Consider the following 15,602-nt stretch of genomic DNA (forward strand, 5'->3'; position numbering starts at 1 on the left):
TCAGGCCTGCCCCGCCGCCACGGCGGCAGCGACATCGCGTGCGAGGGTGCGGCCACCGCGTTGCGCGCCGCGTGCGCGGCGCTGGTCGCCATCGACAGGTGCGGCCAGTGCCTCGGCCAGCGCCTGTGCCAGGTCGCCTTCCCACAGCGAATCCACCGCGCCCATGCGCACGTAGTTCTCCACGCCCGGCGCGAACACCGGCGAGCGCTCGCTCAGTGCCTGCAAGGTCTCCACCGGCTGCTTGGTGACCCGCGCCATCGCACGCAGGTCCATCACCCGCACCTGTGCCTCGCGCAGCGCGTGAATCCGGTCGGCCATCAGGCCGAAGGAGAGGAAGCCGCCGCTCACCGATTCGCCATAGACCAGGGTGACCAGCCGCGCGCCGCGCCTGCGCGCCAGATCCAGCGTGCGCGCCAGATGGGCGAAATAGCCATTGATGCCCAGCAATTCGTCGCGCCGCGCAAGCCGCTGCCCGGCGGTGTCGACCAGCATCACGATCGGCCGCTGCGGATGTGCGCGGGTGCTGGCCAGCACCGTGGCGGCCAGCGCCAGGGCATGGTCCACGCCCACCTCCAGCTTGTTGGCAGTGCCGATCACCGTCACCTCGCCTGCAGCGGTGGTGGCGCTGCCGGTGAGCACATCGTCGTTGCGGACGATGGCGTGGCCGAGCGGAAACAGCTGGTCGAGCAATCGGCTCAGTTCCATGGCGTGCTCCGGTCCGCAGTGGCGGCAAGAAAGGCGTCGGTGTCCAGCAGCGGCAGGCGCTGCGCATCGGCGATGCCCTGGCGGGCCCAGATCTCCAGGCCGTCGCGGCAATCGCCATATGCATCGATGCGCGCGGACAGGTGTTGATGCGCGCGCTCCAGCGCCTGCAATGCGGCATCGCCGTCGGGTTCGGACAGCGTGTCCAGCATGCTGGCTGCAGCGTCGGCAAAGGCGGCGATACGGTCGGCCACCAGGGTCTGCGCTTCGCCGAGCAGGTAACGGTGTTTCCCGCCGGTGACGCGCCACACCAGTGCGCGGTCGCGCGCGTCGAACTCCTCCACGCCGCGCACGGTTTCGATCACGTCCGGGCCGGACAGCGACAGGCGGCCCTCTTCGGACATCATCACCGCGCTGCAGCAGCGCGCCACGATGCCCATGCCACCGAAGGCGCCGTTGCCGCTGCCGATCAGTGCCAGCACCGGCACGCCTGCGGCACGGGTGGCCAGGGTGGCGCGCATGATCTCGGAGATGGCGATCAGGCCGGCATTGGCTTCGTGCAGGCGGACGCCGCCGGTGTCGAGCAACAGCAGTACGGCATCCGGGCGCGTGGCGGTTGCGCGTTCGAGCAGGCCGGTGAGCTTGGCGCCGTGCACTTCGCCGACGCCGCCGCCCATGAAGGCGCCCTGCTGTGCGGCGATCAGCACATTGCGGCCTTGCAGCGTGCCTTGGCCCACGATGACGCCGTCGTCGAAGGCGCCCGGTACGTCGAGTTGGGCCAGGTGCGGGCTGACCAGGCGGCGGCGCGGGCCGACGAATTCGCCAAAGCTGCCGGCATCCAGCAGCCCGTCGATGCGCTCGCGCGCATCGGCTTCGTAATAGCTGCGCTCGGCCATGGGAACGGTGGTGCTCATGTGCGGCTCCGGATGGCTTGCGTAGGAGCGCAGCCGGGCGCAACCGAGGCGTTACCGGCCAAGCCCGTCGCGCCCGGGTGCGCTCCTACGCGATGCGTGGGGTGTGCTGGAGGGTGCTGGCTCATGCGGCAGCTCCCTGCAGCACGTCGATGGCCTGGTCCAGGCGCAGGCTCACCACTGCCGGGGTGGCACCGACGTCGTTGATGCTGATGCGCACATCGCGCAGCGGGTGGCGTGCGGCGAAGTCGTCCAGCACCGCCTGCCAGATCGTGCCGAAGCCACGCGCGGCGGTGAGGATCTCGATCTCCATCGCGCCATCCAGCGGCACGCGCTCCACCAGCACTTCCAGGTTGCCGGAGGCGACCACGCCCACCAGCGCATGCTCAAGACCGGTGCCCGCACTGCGCTGGCCGTCAAAACGATAGCGAAGGGTTTCCATGCTCTGTCCCTACCAGTTGCGAAAACGTTTCGGCGGGTCGTACAGCCCACCGGACCAGCGCACCAGATCCTTGACCGTGCGCGCGGCAAGCAGGTCGCGGGTGGCATCGCGCGGGCGTATGCCCAGGTCGTCCGGGCGCTTGATCACGCCGCGGTCGCGCAGGTTTTCCACCATGCGTTTGTCGCGCGCCAGGCCCACCGCGGTGTAGCCGGACACGCCGCGGATCGCCTGCTCGCGTTCTTCCGGCGTGCGGCACAGCAACAGGTTGGCGATGCCTTCTTCGGTCAGCACATGGCTGACGTCGTCGCCGTAGATCATCACCGGCGGCAGCGGCAGGTTGGCGCGCTCGGCCAGTTCCCAGGCATCGAGGGTGTCGACGAAGGCCGGCGCCATGTGCTCGCGGAAGGTTTCCACCATCTGCACCACCAGCTTGCGCCCGCGCGGCATCTCGCCCGGACGCGCGGCCTCGCGCCCGGCCTTGAGCCAGGCAGCGCTGGCATGCCGGCGACCGCGTGCGTCCGAGCCCATGTTGGGCGCACCACCGAAGCCGGCAATGCGGTCGCGCGTGGCAGTGGAACTATTGCCCTGCAGATCGATCTGCAAGGTGGAACCGATGAACATGTCGCAGGCATACAAGCCGGCGGTCTGCGACAGCGCGCGGTTGGAACGCATGCTGCCGTCGGCGCCGGCGAAGAACACATCCGGGCGTGCGGCGATATACGCCTCCATACCCAGCTCCGAGCCGAACGAGTGCACCGATTCCACGAAGCCCGATTCGATCGCCGGAATCAGTGCCGGGTGCGGATTGAGCGCCCAGTGCCGACAGATCTTGCCTTTCAGCCCCAGCGATTCGGCATAGGTGGGCAGCAGCAGTTCGATCGCGGCGGTATCGAAGCCGATGCCGTGATTGAGGCGCTCCACGCCGTACTCGGCGTAGATGCCCTTGATGGCCATCATCGCCATCAGCACCTGGATCTCGGAGATCTGCGCCGGGTCGCGGGTGAACAGCGGTTCGATGTAATTGGGCTTGGGCGCCTGGGTGACGAAGTCCACCCAGTCGGCAGGGATGTCCACGCGCGGCAAGGTGTCGAGAATCTCGTTGACCTGCGCAATCACGATGCCGCCCTTGAACGCCGTGGCTTCCACGATCACCGGCGTGTCTTCGGTGTTGGGGCCGGTGTAGAGATTGCCGTGGCGGTCGGCTGCCTGCGCGGTGACCAGCGCGATGCGCGGGGTGAGGTCGATGAAGTAGCGGCCGAACAATTCCAGGTAGGTATGGATGGCGCCGATCTCGATACGCCCTTCGCTCACCAGCCCGGCCAGGCGCGCGGCCTGCGGGCCGGAAAAGGAGAAATCCAGCCGCTTGGCGATGCCGCGCTCGAACACATCCAGATGCGCGGCCAGCGACAGCACCGACTGCACCATGTGCAGGTCGTGCACACGCGATGGGTCGACCTCGGTCAGGCAGCGCGCCAGGAAATCGGCCTGCTTCTGGTTGTTGCCCTCCAGGCACACCCGGTCGCCGGGTTCGATCACCGCCTCCAGCAGCGCCACCACATCGTCGGCGGCCACCACCCGCCCGTGGGGCGCGAGCGCGGCGGCACGCTGCAGGCGCTGGCGGCGGCTTTCGGCCTGGGTGTCCCACTGTCGACTCATCGCATCGCCCCACCGGGCCAGGCCCGTAATGTCGAAGTAATTACATCGTAATTATGAAGATTCGAGGTGTCTAGTCGCATCGCAGCATAGGCGTGGGCGGTGACGTCTGCCGGTCAGCGGGGCGACAGCCGGGCGCTTGCGATACCCACGAGTTCGATATATCGTTTTCGCAGGATTCGATATATCGAACACAGATGCACTCCCGTCGTCATGGCCCACCCGAGCTGGACCCGTTTGCCGGCCGCGCACCTGAGCGCGGCAGCGGCCGGGTGCGCCCGCTGGAGCATGGCGATCTGCGTCTGCTGCTGCTGGCACTGATCGAACAACAGCCACGCCACGGCTACGAGTTGATGCGACAGATCGGCGCGTTGTTCAAAGGCCTGTACGCGCCCAGCGCCGGTGCGATCTATCCGGCACTGGCGCAGCTGGAAACCGATGGCCTGGTGCAGGCGGATCTGCAGCAGGGCCGCAAACGCCACCACCTCAGCGCGGCAGGGCGCCGCTACGCCAGCGAGCACCGCGATGCGCTGGACGCGGCGCTGGCGCGCAGCCAGCAACGTGCGCGTGCGTTGATCAAGGCACAGACACCTGCCCCGATCCGCGAGGCGATCCACCGCATCAAGCACGGCCTGTTCGCGCGGCACGGGCAGTGGAGCGACGCCGAAACCGCACGCATCGCCGCCCTGCTCAACGCCGCCGCCGACGCCATGGGGCAGGATGATGAGTGAGTGCGTGTGTTTGCCGCTTATAGCTTTCCAGCCTGCGCTGGTCCGGGATGCGGTCGGCTGCTGCTGTGGCCCCCCTGGCATGGGAGGCGCGCACGACGCGCTCCGGTGTGAAGTGATTGCCGCAAGCGGTAGCGCAGCCAGCAACAGATCACTGGAGTGGAAGTATCACGCGAGGCCTCTGCATCGCTCCAACCGCATGAGGCGTCGCGCGTACCCTCATTCGCCGCTGCGCGGCACCTGCTCCCCCATGAAGGAGGGCAATGTCCGGAGAGGAGAAGGGATGGGCACTGCCTCGGCTGCTGCACCTGTTACGCCTCGGATTTCGATCCGTCATCGCGCTTCACCCACAACTCCCCAACGCCGTATCGCGACACGGTACCCACAGGAATCGCACTTCATGGCAACACATACCAACACCCAACTGCGTCGCGACTCGCGCCTGCGTACCGTGCAAGTGGTGCGCTGCGAGGCCATCACCCCGCAGATGTGCCGCATCGTGTTCGGCGGCAGCGAACTGGCCGGTTTCCAGAGCGAGGCCCCGGACGATCACGTCAAGCTGTTCTTCCCCAATGCCGACGGCGCCTTCGTGCTGCCGACGATGACTGCCGACGGCCCGCGCTACGACGCAGGCGCCCTTCCCTCGCCCGGCCGCGACTACACGCCGCGCCTGTTCGATCCGCAAACCGGGGAACTCAGCATCGACTTCGTGCTGCATGGCGACGGCGTGGCCTCCAGCTGGGCCGCACAAGCGCAGCCGGGCGATACGCTGTGCATCGGCGGGCCACGCGGCTCGTTTCTGGTGGCCGACGATTTCGATCACTACGTCCTGATCGGCGATGAAACCGCGCTACCGGCGATCGGCCGTTGGCTGGAAGCGATGCCGGCGGACATGCATGCCGAAGTCTTTATCGAAGTGGCCGATGCCAGCGAGCGTCAGGAGCTGCTGAGCGCCGCCGATGTGGAGGTGTACTGGCTGGAGCGCAATGGCTTCGACGCAGCCAGCAGCACGCTGCTGGAAGACAGCCTGCGCGACTACGAGCCGCACGACGGCGACACGTTCTATTGGATCGGTACCGAATCGATGCGCGCCCGCGCCATGCGCATGTTCATCGAAGAGCATCTGGGCGTGGACAAGGAATGGGTGCGTGCGAAGGGGTACTGGAAGGCGAACCCGGCAGCGCAGTAATGGCTTGCGTGCTCACCGCAATTCGTCGCGTGCTACCTCGCGTAGGAGCGCACCCGGGCACGAAAGGCTTTCCCGAGATAATCGCACTCGTCGGCACGTCTGTCGGTAACGCGTTCGCGGCCAGGGCCGCTCCTACGCACGGCGGATTGCTACGACGACCGTTGAACGCGGTGGCTGGCAATGGCTGCATGCGTGCATGCGAAAAAGCGCGGCCGGCACACGCAGCACCGGCGTGTTCGGTCTGGCGCATACGCAAAAGCCCGCCGATCGGCGGGCTTTTGCATTGACGCGCCAGCGCAATCACTCGCGCCGGCGCCCCACCTATCGGGCGATCACTTCGCCGCAGCGGCCTCACCCGCCTTGGCCTGCAGGGCTTCGGTGGTGATGCGGATCTTGACCTCGTCGCTGACGTTCGGAGCGTACTGGCCCACGCCGAAGTCGCTGCGCTTGATCGTGGTGGTGGCGTCGAAGCCGGCAGCCGGCACTTTCTTCATCGGGTGCTCGCCGGCACCGTTGAGGGTCACGTCCAGCACCACCGGCTTGGTCTGATCCTTGATGGTCAGATCGCCGGTGACGGTCAGCTTGTTGTTGCCGGCCGCTTCGACCTTGGTGCTCTTGAAGGTGGCGCTCGGGAACTTGGCCGCGTCGAAGAAGTCGCCGCTCTTCAGGTGCTCGTCGAACTTGGCGGTGAAGCTGTTCAAGCCCGACAGCGGCAGGGTGACCTGCACGGTGGACTTGGTCACGTCGGCGGCGTCGTACACCAGGGTGCCGTCGACATTGCCGAAGTGTGCGCTGGGATTGGAGAAGCCGAAGTGGCTCCACTGCGCGATCACGTCGGTATGGGTCGGGTCCAGGGTGTAGGTGCCGGAGGCAACCTGCACGGCCGGGGCGGTCGAGGCCGTCGACTCGGCAGCGGCCGGCGCCGGCGCTGCGGCGGTCTCGGCCGGCGCGGTGGCGGCCGGGGTTTCTGCAGCCGGGGTGGCGGCGTTGTCGGCCGGCTTGGAGCAGGCGGCAATGGCCAGGGTCAGGGCGAGCGGCAGCAACAGCGTGTGGGTGGTCTTCATTGGAACTCCATGTGATGAGAGACGCGTTGGATCAACGCGGATGGGACAAAACGCAGACGGACGAGGACTGCAGGAAACTGGAAACGGCACACCTATCTTGCACGGCAGTGAGCAGACGGCGAAGGACGGCAGGCCCAGAACACGCAGTGGAGGTGACATCCCCCGCTTCCGGGCATCGACCGCGCTCATCTGTGGGTGAGCGCAGTCGCGTCATCGACGACATACGGCCATGCAGCAACACACATCGCCAACGACACCGGGCGGCTCCCATGGCGACGCTCATTCACTTCCGGGCAGACGCGCCGCAGCGTTGATGTCAGCCCGGATGCATCACGCGCGGCGCGGCGCACTGCCGACAGTCACTCAAAGCGCGCCGCCTCATCGAAGCTCAGGCGCGGCGAGCGCGGGAACAGCCCGGCCGGGTCGCCGTAGCCAAGGTTGATCAGGAAGTTGGACTTGATCGGCGTGCCGGCGAAGAACGCCGCGTCCACCTTGGCATTGTCGAAGCCGGACATCGGGCCGGCATCCAGGCCCAGCGCGCGTGCAGCCAGGATCAGGTAGGCGCCCTGCAACGAGCCGTTGCGGAACGCCGATTCGGCGCGCCCTTCGCGCGGGCCGTCGAACCAGCTCTTGGCGTCGACATGCGGGAACAGGTACGGCAGCTTCTCGTGGAAGTCTTCGTCGTGCGCCACGATCACCGTCACCGGCGCGGCCAGGGTCTTGGCGGCGTTGCCTTCGGACAGCGCCGGTTTCAGCTTGGCCTTGCCTTCGGCGCTGGTCACGAACACGAAGCGCGCCGGCCCGCTATTGGCCGCGGTGGGGCCCCACTTGACCAGCTCATAGAGCTCGCGCAGCAGGTCCTGGCTGACCGGCGTATCGGCAAACGCGTTCTGCGTGCGGGCGGTGCGGAACAGCTGATCCAGTGCGGCGGCGTTGAGCGAGTCGGACATGAGCACTCCAGAAGAAGGGATGGCGCAACGGTAGGCTGCGGCGTCGGCGCCAGTGTGAAGACCCGCAGTGTAGAGTGGCGCGATTGCCGCCACACGCGTTCAATCTGAAACAAATCTATGTCGGATCTGAAACGATGGGGGCTGACCTGGGCGCTGAGCGACGGCCGCGCCGGCAATGCGCGCCAGGCCGAGGCGCTGGCGCGTGCGTTGCACCCCGATGCCTTCCAGCCCATCCACCTGCAGGCCAACGCGCCCTGGCGCTGGGCGGCGCCGCGTCTGCTGCCCGGCGCGCAGCAGGCATTTGGCGCGGCGTTTGCCCTGCAGCTGCAGCAGCCGCCCGCGCTGGCCATCGGCTGCGGGCGGCAGGCAGCGCTGGCCACCCGGCTGCTGCGCGCCGGTGGCAGCCGCAGCGTGCAGATCCTGGATCCGCGCCTGGATCCGCGCCACTGGGACCTGCTGGTGGTGCCCGAGCACGATGCGCTGCGCGGCGAGAACGTGCTCACCCTGCTCGGCAGCCTGCACCCGGTGGACGATGCCTGGCTGGCGGCCGGGCGCGCCATGTTCCCCGCGCTGCGCGGCTTGCCCGGCCCGCGGCTGGCGCTGCTGATCGGCGGGCCCACTGCGCAGGTGAGCTGGACGCCAGAGGCGCTGGCGGCGCTGTGCGCCCGCTTGAGCGCGCAGCTGCGCGCACTGGGCGGCAGCCTGCTGGTTACCCTCTCGCGCCGCACGCCGGCCGACACCGTCGCCCCGCTGCGCGCGGCCTGCGCCGGCCTGCCGCATCTGCTGTGGTGCGACGAGCGCGATGGCCCCAACCCGTATGCCGGCCTGCTGGGCTGGGCCGATGCGATCGTGGCCACCGCCGACTCGGTCAACCTGCTCTCCGAGGCCTGCGCCACGCGCGTGCCGGTGGCCGCCGCATTCGGCAACCTGGCAAACGGGCGCGTGGGCTCCTACCTACACACGCTGCGGGACCGCCAGCGGCTACACGACGCCGATGAAGTTCTCGGCGCCGGAGCCGATATCCCCCCGGTACGCGAGACCGCGCGCATCGCCGAACAGGTGCGTGCGCGCCTGTCGCCCTGACCCATGCGCCTGACGATGGCGCCCGATACAAGGATGCTGGTCGATGAAGAAGCCAAGGAGCAGACCGACGATGAGGTGGGCGATCGGGTTGGTATTGCTGGCCGCAGCGCCATGGGCCGCCAGTGCAGCAACGCCGCAGTGCGTGCCGCGCTACCCCTCGCCGCATGCCACTGCGGCAATGTTCGACATGGCCGCCTCCACCGCGCAAGCGCTGGATGCTCTGCCCGGCGCCAAGGTGGTACTGCTGGCGCGCGGCGGACAGGATCTGAGCCGATACGGGCTCAAACATAGCCACATGGCGTTTGCGTTGCGCGATGACGATGGCCTGTGGCGCGTGCGGCATCTGCTCAACCGCTGCAAGAGCGATGCATCGCAGCTCTATGTCGAAGGCCTGAGCAACTTCGTTGGCGAAAGCGCGTTGACCAGCGATCTGCGCGTGGGCGTCCCGACCCGTGCCGTGCAACAACGCCTGCATGCCTTGCTGGCCGGCAACGGCGAGCTGGCCCATCGCCTGCATGAACCCCGCTACAGCATCGTGGCGTACCCGTTCTCCACCGAGTACCAGAACTCCAATCAATGGGTGCTGGAAGTGCTGGCCGTGGCATTGGCCGCAGATACCCAACCGCCGCAGACCATTGCCGACCGCCGCGCAGCGCAGGCCTGGTTGCGTGGCGCACGCTATCACCCCAGCATCCTGCATCTGGATCTGCGTCAGCGTCTGGGTGCGCGTTTTGTCGCCGCCAATGCCGCAACCACCGACCACCCTGGTGGTGAGCGGGTCTCCGGCGATTATTCGGTGGTCACGGTCGAATCGGTGTTCGACTTCCTGCATCAACGCGACGCAGTGGACAAGGAACTGTCGATTGCACGCACCGTCACCTCTGCTGGAGAAATGCCGTGAACCGTGCCGCGTTGGCCGCAGGCCTGTTGCTCGTCGCTGTGACACTACCTTGCGCGCACGCTGGTGAGATGACCACGCCCGGCGAGAAGTCGGAATTCTATTCGGCCCTGGCGGTGTCCACGCCAGTGCTGGTCGTCGGTGGGGCGCTGGCCTCTGTGCTCTACCCTGCCTCCATGGCAGTGCAGGCAGCGCGCGAAGCCAGCAGCCCACCACACGCCGGCACACTGGCGCCCATGCGGGTGCAAGCCGTGCAGACCTTGCCAGAGGGCACACGCGAGGTGCAGCTGCAGGACCCGCAGCAGACCGACGCCACCCTGTCGCTGCGCTGGCCCGCGCGCCAGGACGACCCGGCCAGCGGATTCCGGGTGGGCGACATGGTGTCGTTCCAGCCCAGCCCGGCCGGCAGTGGCTGGACTGTGCAGGATCCGCAAGGCCAGGCCCTGGCGTTCCTGCCGACCGGCGAGGCGGCGGCTCACACCAGCAGCCGCATCTGGTGACCCCGTCGCGCTGCCGTCGCAGCGCGCAGATGCTTGGCCGCGACGCTGCAGACGTGGCTCCGCGCCACGGGATGTCGCGGGTCACAGCGCCTGCAGCGACACACCCGCCGCCTGCGGCGAACCGATATCCAGGCCCGCCGACCGACGCTTTGCCGCCGCACGGGACACAGGTGAGCGCGCGTCCATGCCGCCAACCGATCGCCAGCGACTCCGCGACGCGACACGCCCTGCCAAGACCGCACGCGTGCAAGCCGTCATGACCGATGACACTGCCGCCGCGTTGGCCGGCATGCGAACACTGTACGCACCCTGGTGACGGAACCGATCATGCAGCCTGCGCCGATGCCGTTGTCACGCCTGTTACCGGCCTCGCTCGCCGCCGGGGCGGCGCTGTGGTTCGGGGTCGGTCTCGCGCCTGCATGGTGGTGGGCGTGGCTGGCACCGGTACCGTTGCTATGGCTGGCTCTGTCGATCGAACGCAGCGGCCAGGCACGGGTGGCGGTGGCGATCGCCACGCTGCTGGCCGCCACGCACTACGCAGCCTACTTCGCCGTGGTGATGCCGCTGCCGGCTGCAATAATCGCCACGCTGGGCATGGCAGCGCTGTGGCATGTGGTGGTGATGGGCACGCGCGGTTTGGTGCGGCGTTTACGCAGCGGCTGGAGCGTGCTCGCCTATCCGCTGCTGTGGGTGATGCTGGACTTGCTGATGGCGCGGCTGCTGCCCGATGGCAACTGGGGCAGCCCTGCCTATACCCAGGCAGCGGTATTGCCGTTATTGCAGCTCACCGCGCTGGCGGGCGTGTCCGGGCTGCTGTTCGTGCTGTGCCTGCTGCCTTCGCTGCTGGCGTTGCTGCTGTGGCGTGGCAACCGGGTGCGTCGTCCAGCATTGCTGGTTGGAACCGTAGTGCTGCTGGTGGCGTCGGCCAGCGGCTACGGCCTGTGGCGGCTGCAGACGCCAGCGACCGGCACGCCGATGAAGATCGGCCTGGCCTCCATCGACGAGTCCATCAACGCATCGGCCACGCCGGCGTACTGGCAACCGATCCGCGACCGCTACGACGTACTGGTCGGCAAGCTGGCCGCGCAAGGCGCACATGTCGTGGTGCTGCCGGAAAAGATCGCGGTACTGCCACCGGCGGAGCTGGCGCGCTGGCAGGCGCATTTTGCGGCGCTGGCGCGCACGCACCGGCTGTGGCTGGTGGTCGGCATAGGCGAGCACGGCGTGCATCCGCGCAACCTGGCCTGGTTGTTCGACCCGGACGGCCAGCGGGTGTTGAACTACGACAAGCACATCCTGGCGCCGCCGGAGCGCGCGCAGCAGTACGCCACCGGCACGCAGTACGCGCTGCACACCATCGGCGATGCGCGGTTTGGCCTTGCCATCTGCAAGGACATGCTGTTCGCGCGGCTGGCACGCGCCAATGGCCAGCGCAACGCGGCGATGATGCTGGTGCCGGCATGGGACTTCGACTACCGCGATGCCTGGATGTCCGCGCACATGACGGTGCTACGTGGTGTCGAAAACGGCTACGCGGTAGTGCGCACCGCGCGCGAAGGCTGGCTGATCGTCAGCGATGCGCAAGGCCGCGTGCTGCTGCAGACCGACAGCGCACCGATGCCCGGCGCCAGCGCGCTGGTCAGCCTGCCGGTGGGGGCGCAGCTGCGTACGCCGTATACCCGCGTGGGCGATCTGTTCGGCGGGATCTGCGTGCTGGCTGCACTGCTGCTGGTTGCGGCGGCGTATCGCCGCAGAGCGTCTTCACCATTGGCATCTGTGCGCTGAGTAACGCAGGCATCGCATTTCACCGCAGCCGCTGCGCTGGCCCGACGGCAGCGGCACGCGGATAATCGGTGCACCACCTGCATGAAACCGCCATGTCCACTGCCCCCACGCCGCAGTTCGCACCGCTCACCGCCCGCGCAGTGACCTGGGCGGTGTTGGCGATGGGCGCGGTGGTGCTGCTGTCCAACATCCTGGTGCAGTACCCGATCAACGACTGGCTGACCTGGGGCGCGTTCTCGTATCCACTGGCATTTCTGGTCAGCAATCTGATCAACCGTCGCTTCGGGCCGCAGGCCGCGCGTACGGTGGCCTGGTGCGGGTTCGCGCTGGCGGTGCTGCTGTCGGTATGGCTGGCGACGCCGCGCATCGCGGCAGCCTCGTGCACCGCGTTCATCGCGGCGCAATTGCTCGACATCACCGTGTTCGACCGGCTGCGGCACGGCACTTGGTGGCGCGCGCCGATCGTGGCCACCACCTGCAGCACCACGCTGGACACCGCAATTTTCTGGAGCATCGCCTTCGCCGGTGCGTCATTGCCCTGGCTGAGCTGGGCCGCGGGCGATCTGGCGGTGAAGCTGGGCATGGGCGTGTTCCTGCTCGGGCCGTTCCGCGCATTGCTCTGGCGCAGTGCGCCGCGCCCGCAGGCCTGACACGCGATGCAGCGGCGTTTGCATGGCGGCCCGCGTTCGGGCTCCGGCGGCTCTGCGCAGGCATCTGCGACACCCGCGGTAACGGTTGCCTATCGCTGCTGCCGCCGGCGGAAAAGCCGGCTGAAGAACAGACGGGAAAGCCCCCGACCACAACACGCAGCTACAACGCAGCCACATCCTTGCCGATGGGAAATTCCAGCCCCTGCGCACGCGCTGCGTTGAAGATGCTGCTGCGCGCGTGCTGGATGGCCGGCGTGGGCGCGATCAGCCGCGGGCGCCGGTCCAGCGTGCAGGCCAGCCCGGCCTCCACCAGCGTGGCGTGCGCATCGTGCAGCGCTTGCGCGGCGGTGCCGGGCAGCCACTGCGCCTGCACCAGTGCATCGATCAAGGCGGGCGTGTCGCACACCTGCAGCAATGCCGGATGCTGCGCGGCCTGGCCCAGCACACCTGCCTGCAGCACGAATTCGAGATCCACCAGGCCGCCGGCGCCCTGCTTGAGGTCCAGCCGGCCGGCATCGCTGCGATCCAGCTCCGCACGCATGCGCGCACGCATCTTGCGCACGTCCTCGTGCAGCAGCGCGATATCGCGCACGCGGGTGAGCGTGTCGCGGCGCACCTGTGCGAACGCATCGCACAGCGCGGCATCGCCGGCGACCGCGCGGGCACGCACCAGCGCCTGGTGCTCCCAGGTCCAGGCGCGCTCGCGCTGGTACTCGCGGTAGCTGGCCAGCGACGACACCAGCGCACCCTTGCCGCCGTCCGGGCGCAGCCGCACATCGATGTCGTACAAGCGACCGGCGCCGGTTTCGGCAGCGAGCAATGCCATCACCTTCTGCGCAAGTCGCGCGAACCAGCGCCCCGCATCCAGCGGCCGCTTACCGTCGGAGTGTTCGCTCTGCCGCGGGTGGTCGTAGAGAAACACCAGATCCAGGTCCGAACCGAAGCCCAGCTCCAGCCCGCCCAGGCTGCCATAGCCCACGATGGCGAACGTGCCGCCTGGCACCTGCCCGTGCGCGGCCACCAGTTCCCTGCGCGCCAGCTGCAGCACCGTCTGCACCACCGCCTCGGCCAGCCAGGCCAGCTGGCGGGTGCTTTCCACCGCCTGCTGGCGGCCGTCGAGCGTGGCCAGCGCAATGCGGAAGCTCAGCGCCAGCCGGCGTTCGTTGAGCTCGCGCAGGGCCGCTTCGGTGTCCTCGATATGCACTGTGTCGGCGCAGGCGGCCTGCAGCGCGGTGCGATCGGGCAGCGCGCCGCCGATGCGGGTGTCGAGCAGTTCGTCCAGCAGCAGCGGATAGGCCGCCAGGCGCTCGGCCAGCAGCGCGCTGCGCGAAAGCACATCCACCAGCCGCGCCAGCGCGCTGGGCTGTTCGTCCAGCAGCGCCAGATAGCTGGTGCGGCGCAAGGTGGCCTGCAACAGGCCCAGCATGCGCCGCACCGCCGCGTCGGGCTGGCTGGCCCGGGCGGCGGCATGCAGCAGCGCCGGCACCACGCGGTCCAGCCGTGCACGTGCGGTATCGGACAGGGCACGCACGCCGGAGGACTGCGCGAAATCGCCCAGCACCTGGTGCGCGCTGCCGGGATCGTGCAACCCGATGCCCAGCAGCGGCGCGGCATCGCCATCGGGCAGCGCGCGCCAGTAATCGGCCAGTCCATCGGGGGCGCTGGTGCGCACGCGTGGTGCCAGCAGTTCGGCGAATTCGGCAGCCACCTGCGTGCGATGCGGTGCCAGTGCGTCCAGCACTGCCTGCCAATCCGCGTAGCCCAGGCCCAGCGCGATGCGCTCGCAGTCCAGCGGCGTCTGCGGCAGGGCATGGGTCTGCGCATCGCGCAGCATCTGCAGGCGGTTTTCCAGCCGGCGCAGGAACCGGTACGCCGCGGCCAGCGCCGCGCCGGTATCGGGTTCGATCTGGCCCGCGGCGACCAGCGCCGCGAGCGCGGGCAACAGCCGACGCTCGCGCAGCGCCGGCTCGCGCCCGGCGCGGATCAGCTGCAGCGATTGCGCCAGAAATTCGATCTCGCGAATGCCGCCCGGTCCGCGCTTGATGTCGTCCAGCCGGTCATGCCGCGCGACCTCGGCGGTGATGGCGGCCTTCATCTCGCGCAGGCCATCGAGCGCGGTGAAATCCAGATAGCGGCGGTAGACGAACGGCCGCAGGGTTTCCAGCCAAGCCTCGCCGGCGGCGATATCGCCAGCCACCGCGCGCGCCTTGAGCCAGGCATAGCGCTCCCAATCGCGACCTTCGCGCTGGAAGTACTGGTCCATGCCGGTGAACGACAGCGCTACGCGCCCGGCACTGCCGAACGGACGCAGGCGCAGATCCACGCGGTGACTGAAACCCTCGGCGGTGGTTTCGTCCAGCAGCTTGGCCAGTTGCTGGCCCTGCCGCGCGAAATATTCCTCGGCCGCCAGCGGGCGCGGTCCATCGGATTGCCCGCCCTGCGGGTAGGCGTACACCAGGTCCACGTCCGACGAAAAATTCAGCTCGCCGCCGCCCAGCTTGCCCAGGCCGAAGACCACCAGCCGCTGCACGCTGCCGTCGTCGGCAATCACCTGCCCATGGCGGCTGGCGAATTGCTGCTCCAGCGCCTGCAGGCCGAGCTGCAGGCAGGTTTCGGCCAGGTGGGTGGTGCCGGCCAGGGTGGCCTCCACGCTGTCCAGGCCGAACACATCGCGCCACACCAGGCGGGTGGACGCGGCGGCGCGGTAGCGACGCAGCTGCGCCGGCCAATCCTGCGGTTGCGCCGGATCCAGTACCGGCAGCGGCAATGGCGGCGGGTCGGCCTGCGCCAGATGCGCAAGCAGCGCCGGTTGCCGCGCCAGGGTCTCCATTGCGAAATCGCTGACGAGCGCGAGCTGCGCCAGCTGCTGGCCGACAGCCGCATCGGGCTGCGGCTGCCCGGCGGGCAGCGCCTGGCGGACTCGCGCCACGGCCCGTTCGATCAGGGCGGTGAGCGCAGGAGAGGCGGATGCGGTGGAAAGCGACATGTGCCGATTCTGGCATCCCCACCCTGCAGCAGCACGTCTACATCACTGCGTGGATGTCTGG

14 protein-coding genes are annotated in these 15,602 nt (G+C 68.5%); 7 read left to right on the plus strand and 7 right to left on the minus strand.

Annotation, left to right across the window (positions count from 1 at the left end):
• The 4 genes from mdcE to mdcA form a co-directional block, all read right to left on the minus strand.
• A complete protein-coding gene (mdcE, locus tag ACCQ05_RS18745) occupies positions 1-705 on the minus strand; it encodes a biotin-independent malonate decarboxylase subunit gamma (protein WP_372392066.1) in 705 nt (234 codons plus the stop codon).
• On the minus strand, positions 696-1,598 hold the full coding sequence (locus ACCQ05_RS18750; RefSeq protein ID WP_372394179.1) for a biotin-independent malonate decarboxylase subunit beta: 903 nt from the start codon (positions 1,596-1,598) through the stop codon (positions 696-698). Before ACCQ05_RS18750 ends, mdcE begins: the two co-directional genes overlap by 10 nt.
• A 139-nt stretch (positions 1,599-1,737) precedes the next feature.
• A complete protein-coding gene (mdcC, locus tag ACCQ05_RS18755) occupies positions 1,738-2,055 on the minus strand; it encodes a malonate decarboxylase acyl carrier protein (RefSeq protein ID WP_104543471.1) in 318 nt (105 codons plus the stop codon).
• Between the two features lie 9 nt (positions 2,056-2,064).
• Positions 2,065-3,711: a malonate decarboxylase subunit alpha gene (gene mdcA / locus ACCQ05_RS18760; RefSeq protein WP_372392067.1), complete on the minus strand. Its 1,647-nt coding sequence runs from the start codon at positions 3,709-3,711 to the stop codon at positions 2,065-2,067.
• Between the two features lie 194 nt (positions 3,712-3,905).
• Between mdcA and ACCQ05_RS18765 the strand changes: the two genes are divergently transcribed.
• Both ACCQ05_RS18765 and ACCQ05_RS18770 read left to right on the plus strand, forming a co-directional pair.
• Complete coding sequence (locus ACCQ05_RS18765; RefSeq protein ID WP_228961663.1) at positions 3,906-4,439, plus strand: PadR family transcriptional regulator; 534 nt, start codon at positions 3,906-3,908, stop codon at positions 4,437-4,439.
• A 397-nt stretch (positions 4,440-4,836) separates the two neighbouring features.
• Positions 4,837-5,625 carry a siderophore-interacting protein gene (locus ACCQ05_RS18770; protein WP_228961662.1) on the plus strand — a complete coding sequence of 263 codons (789 nt, stop codon included), beginning with the start codon at positions 4,837-4,839 and terminating at the stop codon, positions 5,623-5,625.
• A gap of 332 nt (positions 5,626-5,957) precedes the next feature.
• On the opposite strand, the gene ACCQ05_RS18775 is transcribed toward ACCQ05_RS18770, so the two are convergent.
• Both ACCQ05_RS18775 and ACCQ05_RS18780 read right to left on the minus strand, forming a co-directional pair.
• Positions 5,958-6,689 (minus strand): YceI family protein, encoded by a 732-nt coding sequence (locus ACCQ05_RS18775; RefSeq protein WP_228961661.1) that lies wholly within the window; start codon positions 6,687-6,689, stop codon positions 5,958-5,960.
• A gap of 359 nt (positions 6,690-7,048) precedes the next feature.
• A complete protein-coding gene (locus ACCQ05_RS18780) occupies positions 7,049-7,639 on the minus strand; it encodes a malonic semialdehyde reductase (protein WP_104543461.1) in 591 nt (196 codons plus the stop codon).
• Positions 7,640-7,756: 117 nt separating this feature from the next.
• On the opposite strand from ACCQ05_RS18780, the gene ACCQ05_RS18785 reads away from it, so the two are divergent.
• From ACCQ05_RS18785 to ACCQ05_RS18805, 5 genes are all read left to right on the plus strand, one after another.
• Positions 7,757-8,722 carry a mitochondrial fission ELM1 family protein gene (locus ACCQ05_RS18785; protein WP_372392068.1) on the plus strand — a complete coding sequence of 322 codons (966 nt, stop codon included), beginning with the start codon at positions 7,757-7,759 and terminating at the stop codon, positions 8,720-8,722.
• Positions 8,723-8,792: 70 nt separating this feature from the next.
• Complete coding sequence (locus tag ACCQ05_RS18790; protein ID WP_372392069.1) at positions 8,793-9,623, plus strand: DUF2145 domain-containing protein; 831 nt, start codon at positions 8,793-8,795, stop codon at positions 9,621-9,623.
• Positions 9,620-10,120, plus strand: a complete 501-nt coding sequence (locus ACCQ05_RS18795; protein WP_372360477.1) for a hypothetical protein — start codon at positions 9,620-9,622, stop codon at positions 10,118-10,120. The genes ACCQ05_RS18790 and ACCQ05_RS18795 overlap by 4 nt, the downstream gene beginning before the upstream one ends.
• A 327-nt stretch (positions 10,121-10,447) precedes the next feature.
• Positions 10,448-11,905: a nitrilase-related carbon-nitrogen hydrolase gene (locus ACCQ05_RS18800; protein ID WP_372392070.1), complete on the plus strand. Its 1,458-nt coding sequence runs from the start codon at positions 10,448-10,450 to the stop codon at positions 11,903-11,905.
• A gap of 92 nt (positions 11,906-11,997) precedes the next feature.
• The gene (locus tag ACCQ05_RS18805) at positions 11,998-12,555 is read left to right on the plus strand and encodes a VUT family protein (protein WP_372392071.1); all 558 of its coding nucleotides are present in this window, start codon (positions 11,998-12,000) and stop codon (positions 12,553-12,555) included.
• Between the two features lie 160 nt (positions 12,556-12,715).
• Here ACCQ05_RS18805 and glnE read toward each other — a convergent pair whose 3' ends face one another.
• Positions 12,716-15,541, minus strand: coding sequence for a bifunctional [glutamate--ammonia ligase]-adenylyl-L-tyrosine phosphorylase/[glutamate--ammonia-ligase] adenylyltransferase (gene glnE / locus ACCQ05_RS18810; protein WP_372392072.1), 2,826 nt, complete (start codon positions 15,539-15,541; stop codon positions 12,716-12,718).
• Between the last annotated feature and the right edge of the window lie 61 nt (positions 15,542-15,602).

The organism is Xanthomonas sp. NCPPB 3582, assembly GCF_041475735.2.
GTDB lineage: Bacteria > Pseudomonadota > Gammaproteobacteria > Xanthomonadales > Xanthomonadaceae > Xanthomonas > Xanthomonas codiaei.

What these genes read in the sequence shown, in the direction of transcription:
- mdcE (WP_372392066.1), bottom strand. Translation starts at nt 705, where the DNA reads ATGGAACTGAGCCGATTGCTCGACCAGCTGTTTCCGCTCGGCCACGCC.
- ACCQ05_RS18750 (WP_372394179.1), bottom strand. Translation starts at nt 1,598, where the DNA reads ATGGCCGAGCGCAGCTATTACGAAGCCGATGCGCGCGAGCGCATCGAC.
- mdcC (WP_104543471.1), bottom strand. Translation starts at nt 2,055, where the DNA reads ATGGAAACCCTTCGCTATCGTTTTGACGGCCAGCGCAGTGCGGGCACC.
- mdcA (WP_372392067.1), bottom strand. Translation starts at nt 3,711, where the DNA reads ATGAGTCGACAGTGGGACACCCAGGCCGAAAGCCGCCGCCAGCGCCTG.
- ACCQ05_RS18765 (WP_228961663.1), top strand. Translation starts at nt 3,906, where the DNA reads ATGCACTCCCGTCGTCATGGCCCACCCGAGCTGGACCCGTTTGCCGGC.
- ACCQ05_RS18770 (WP_228961662.1), top strand. Translation starts at nt 4,837, where the DNA reads ATGGCAACACATACCAACACCCAACTGCGTCGCGACTCGCGCCTGCGT.
- ACCQ05_RS18775 (WP_228961661.1), bottom strand. Translation starts at nt 6,689, where the DNA reads ATGAAGACCACCCACACGCTGTTGCTGCCGCTCGCCCTGACCCTGGCC.
- ACCQ05_RS18780 (WP_104543461.1), bottom strand. Translation starts at nt 7,639, where the DNA reads ATGTCCGACTCGCTCAACGCCGCCGCACTGGATCAGCTGTTCCGCACC.
- ACCQ05_RS18785 (WP_372392068.1), top strand. Translation starts at nt 7,757, where the DNA reads ATGTCGGATCTGAAACGATGGGGGCTGACCTGGGCGCTGAGCGACGGC.
- ACCQ05_RS18790 (WP_372392069.1), top strand. Translation starts at nt 8,793, where the DNA reads ATGAGGTGGGCGATCGGGTTGGTATTGCTGGCCGCAGCGCCATGGGCC.
- ACCQ05_RS18800 (WP_372392070.1), top strand. Translation starts at nt 10,448, where the DNA reads ATGCAGCCTGCGCCGATGCCGTTGTCACGCCTGTTACCGGCCTCGCTC.
- ACCQ05_RS18805 (WP_372392071.1), top strand. Translation starts at nt 11,998, where the DNA reads ATGTCCACTGCCCCCACGCCGCAGTTCGCACCGCTCACCGCCCGCGCA.
- glnE (WP_372392072.1), bottom strand. Translation starts at nt 15,541, where the DNA reads ATGTCGCTTTCCACCGCATCCGCCTCTCCTGCGCTCACCGCCCTGATC.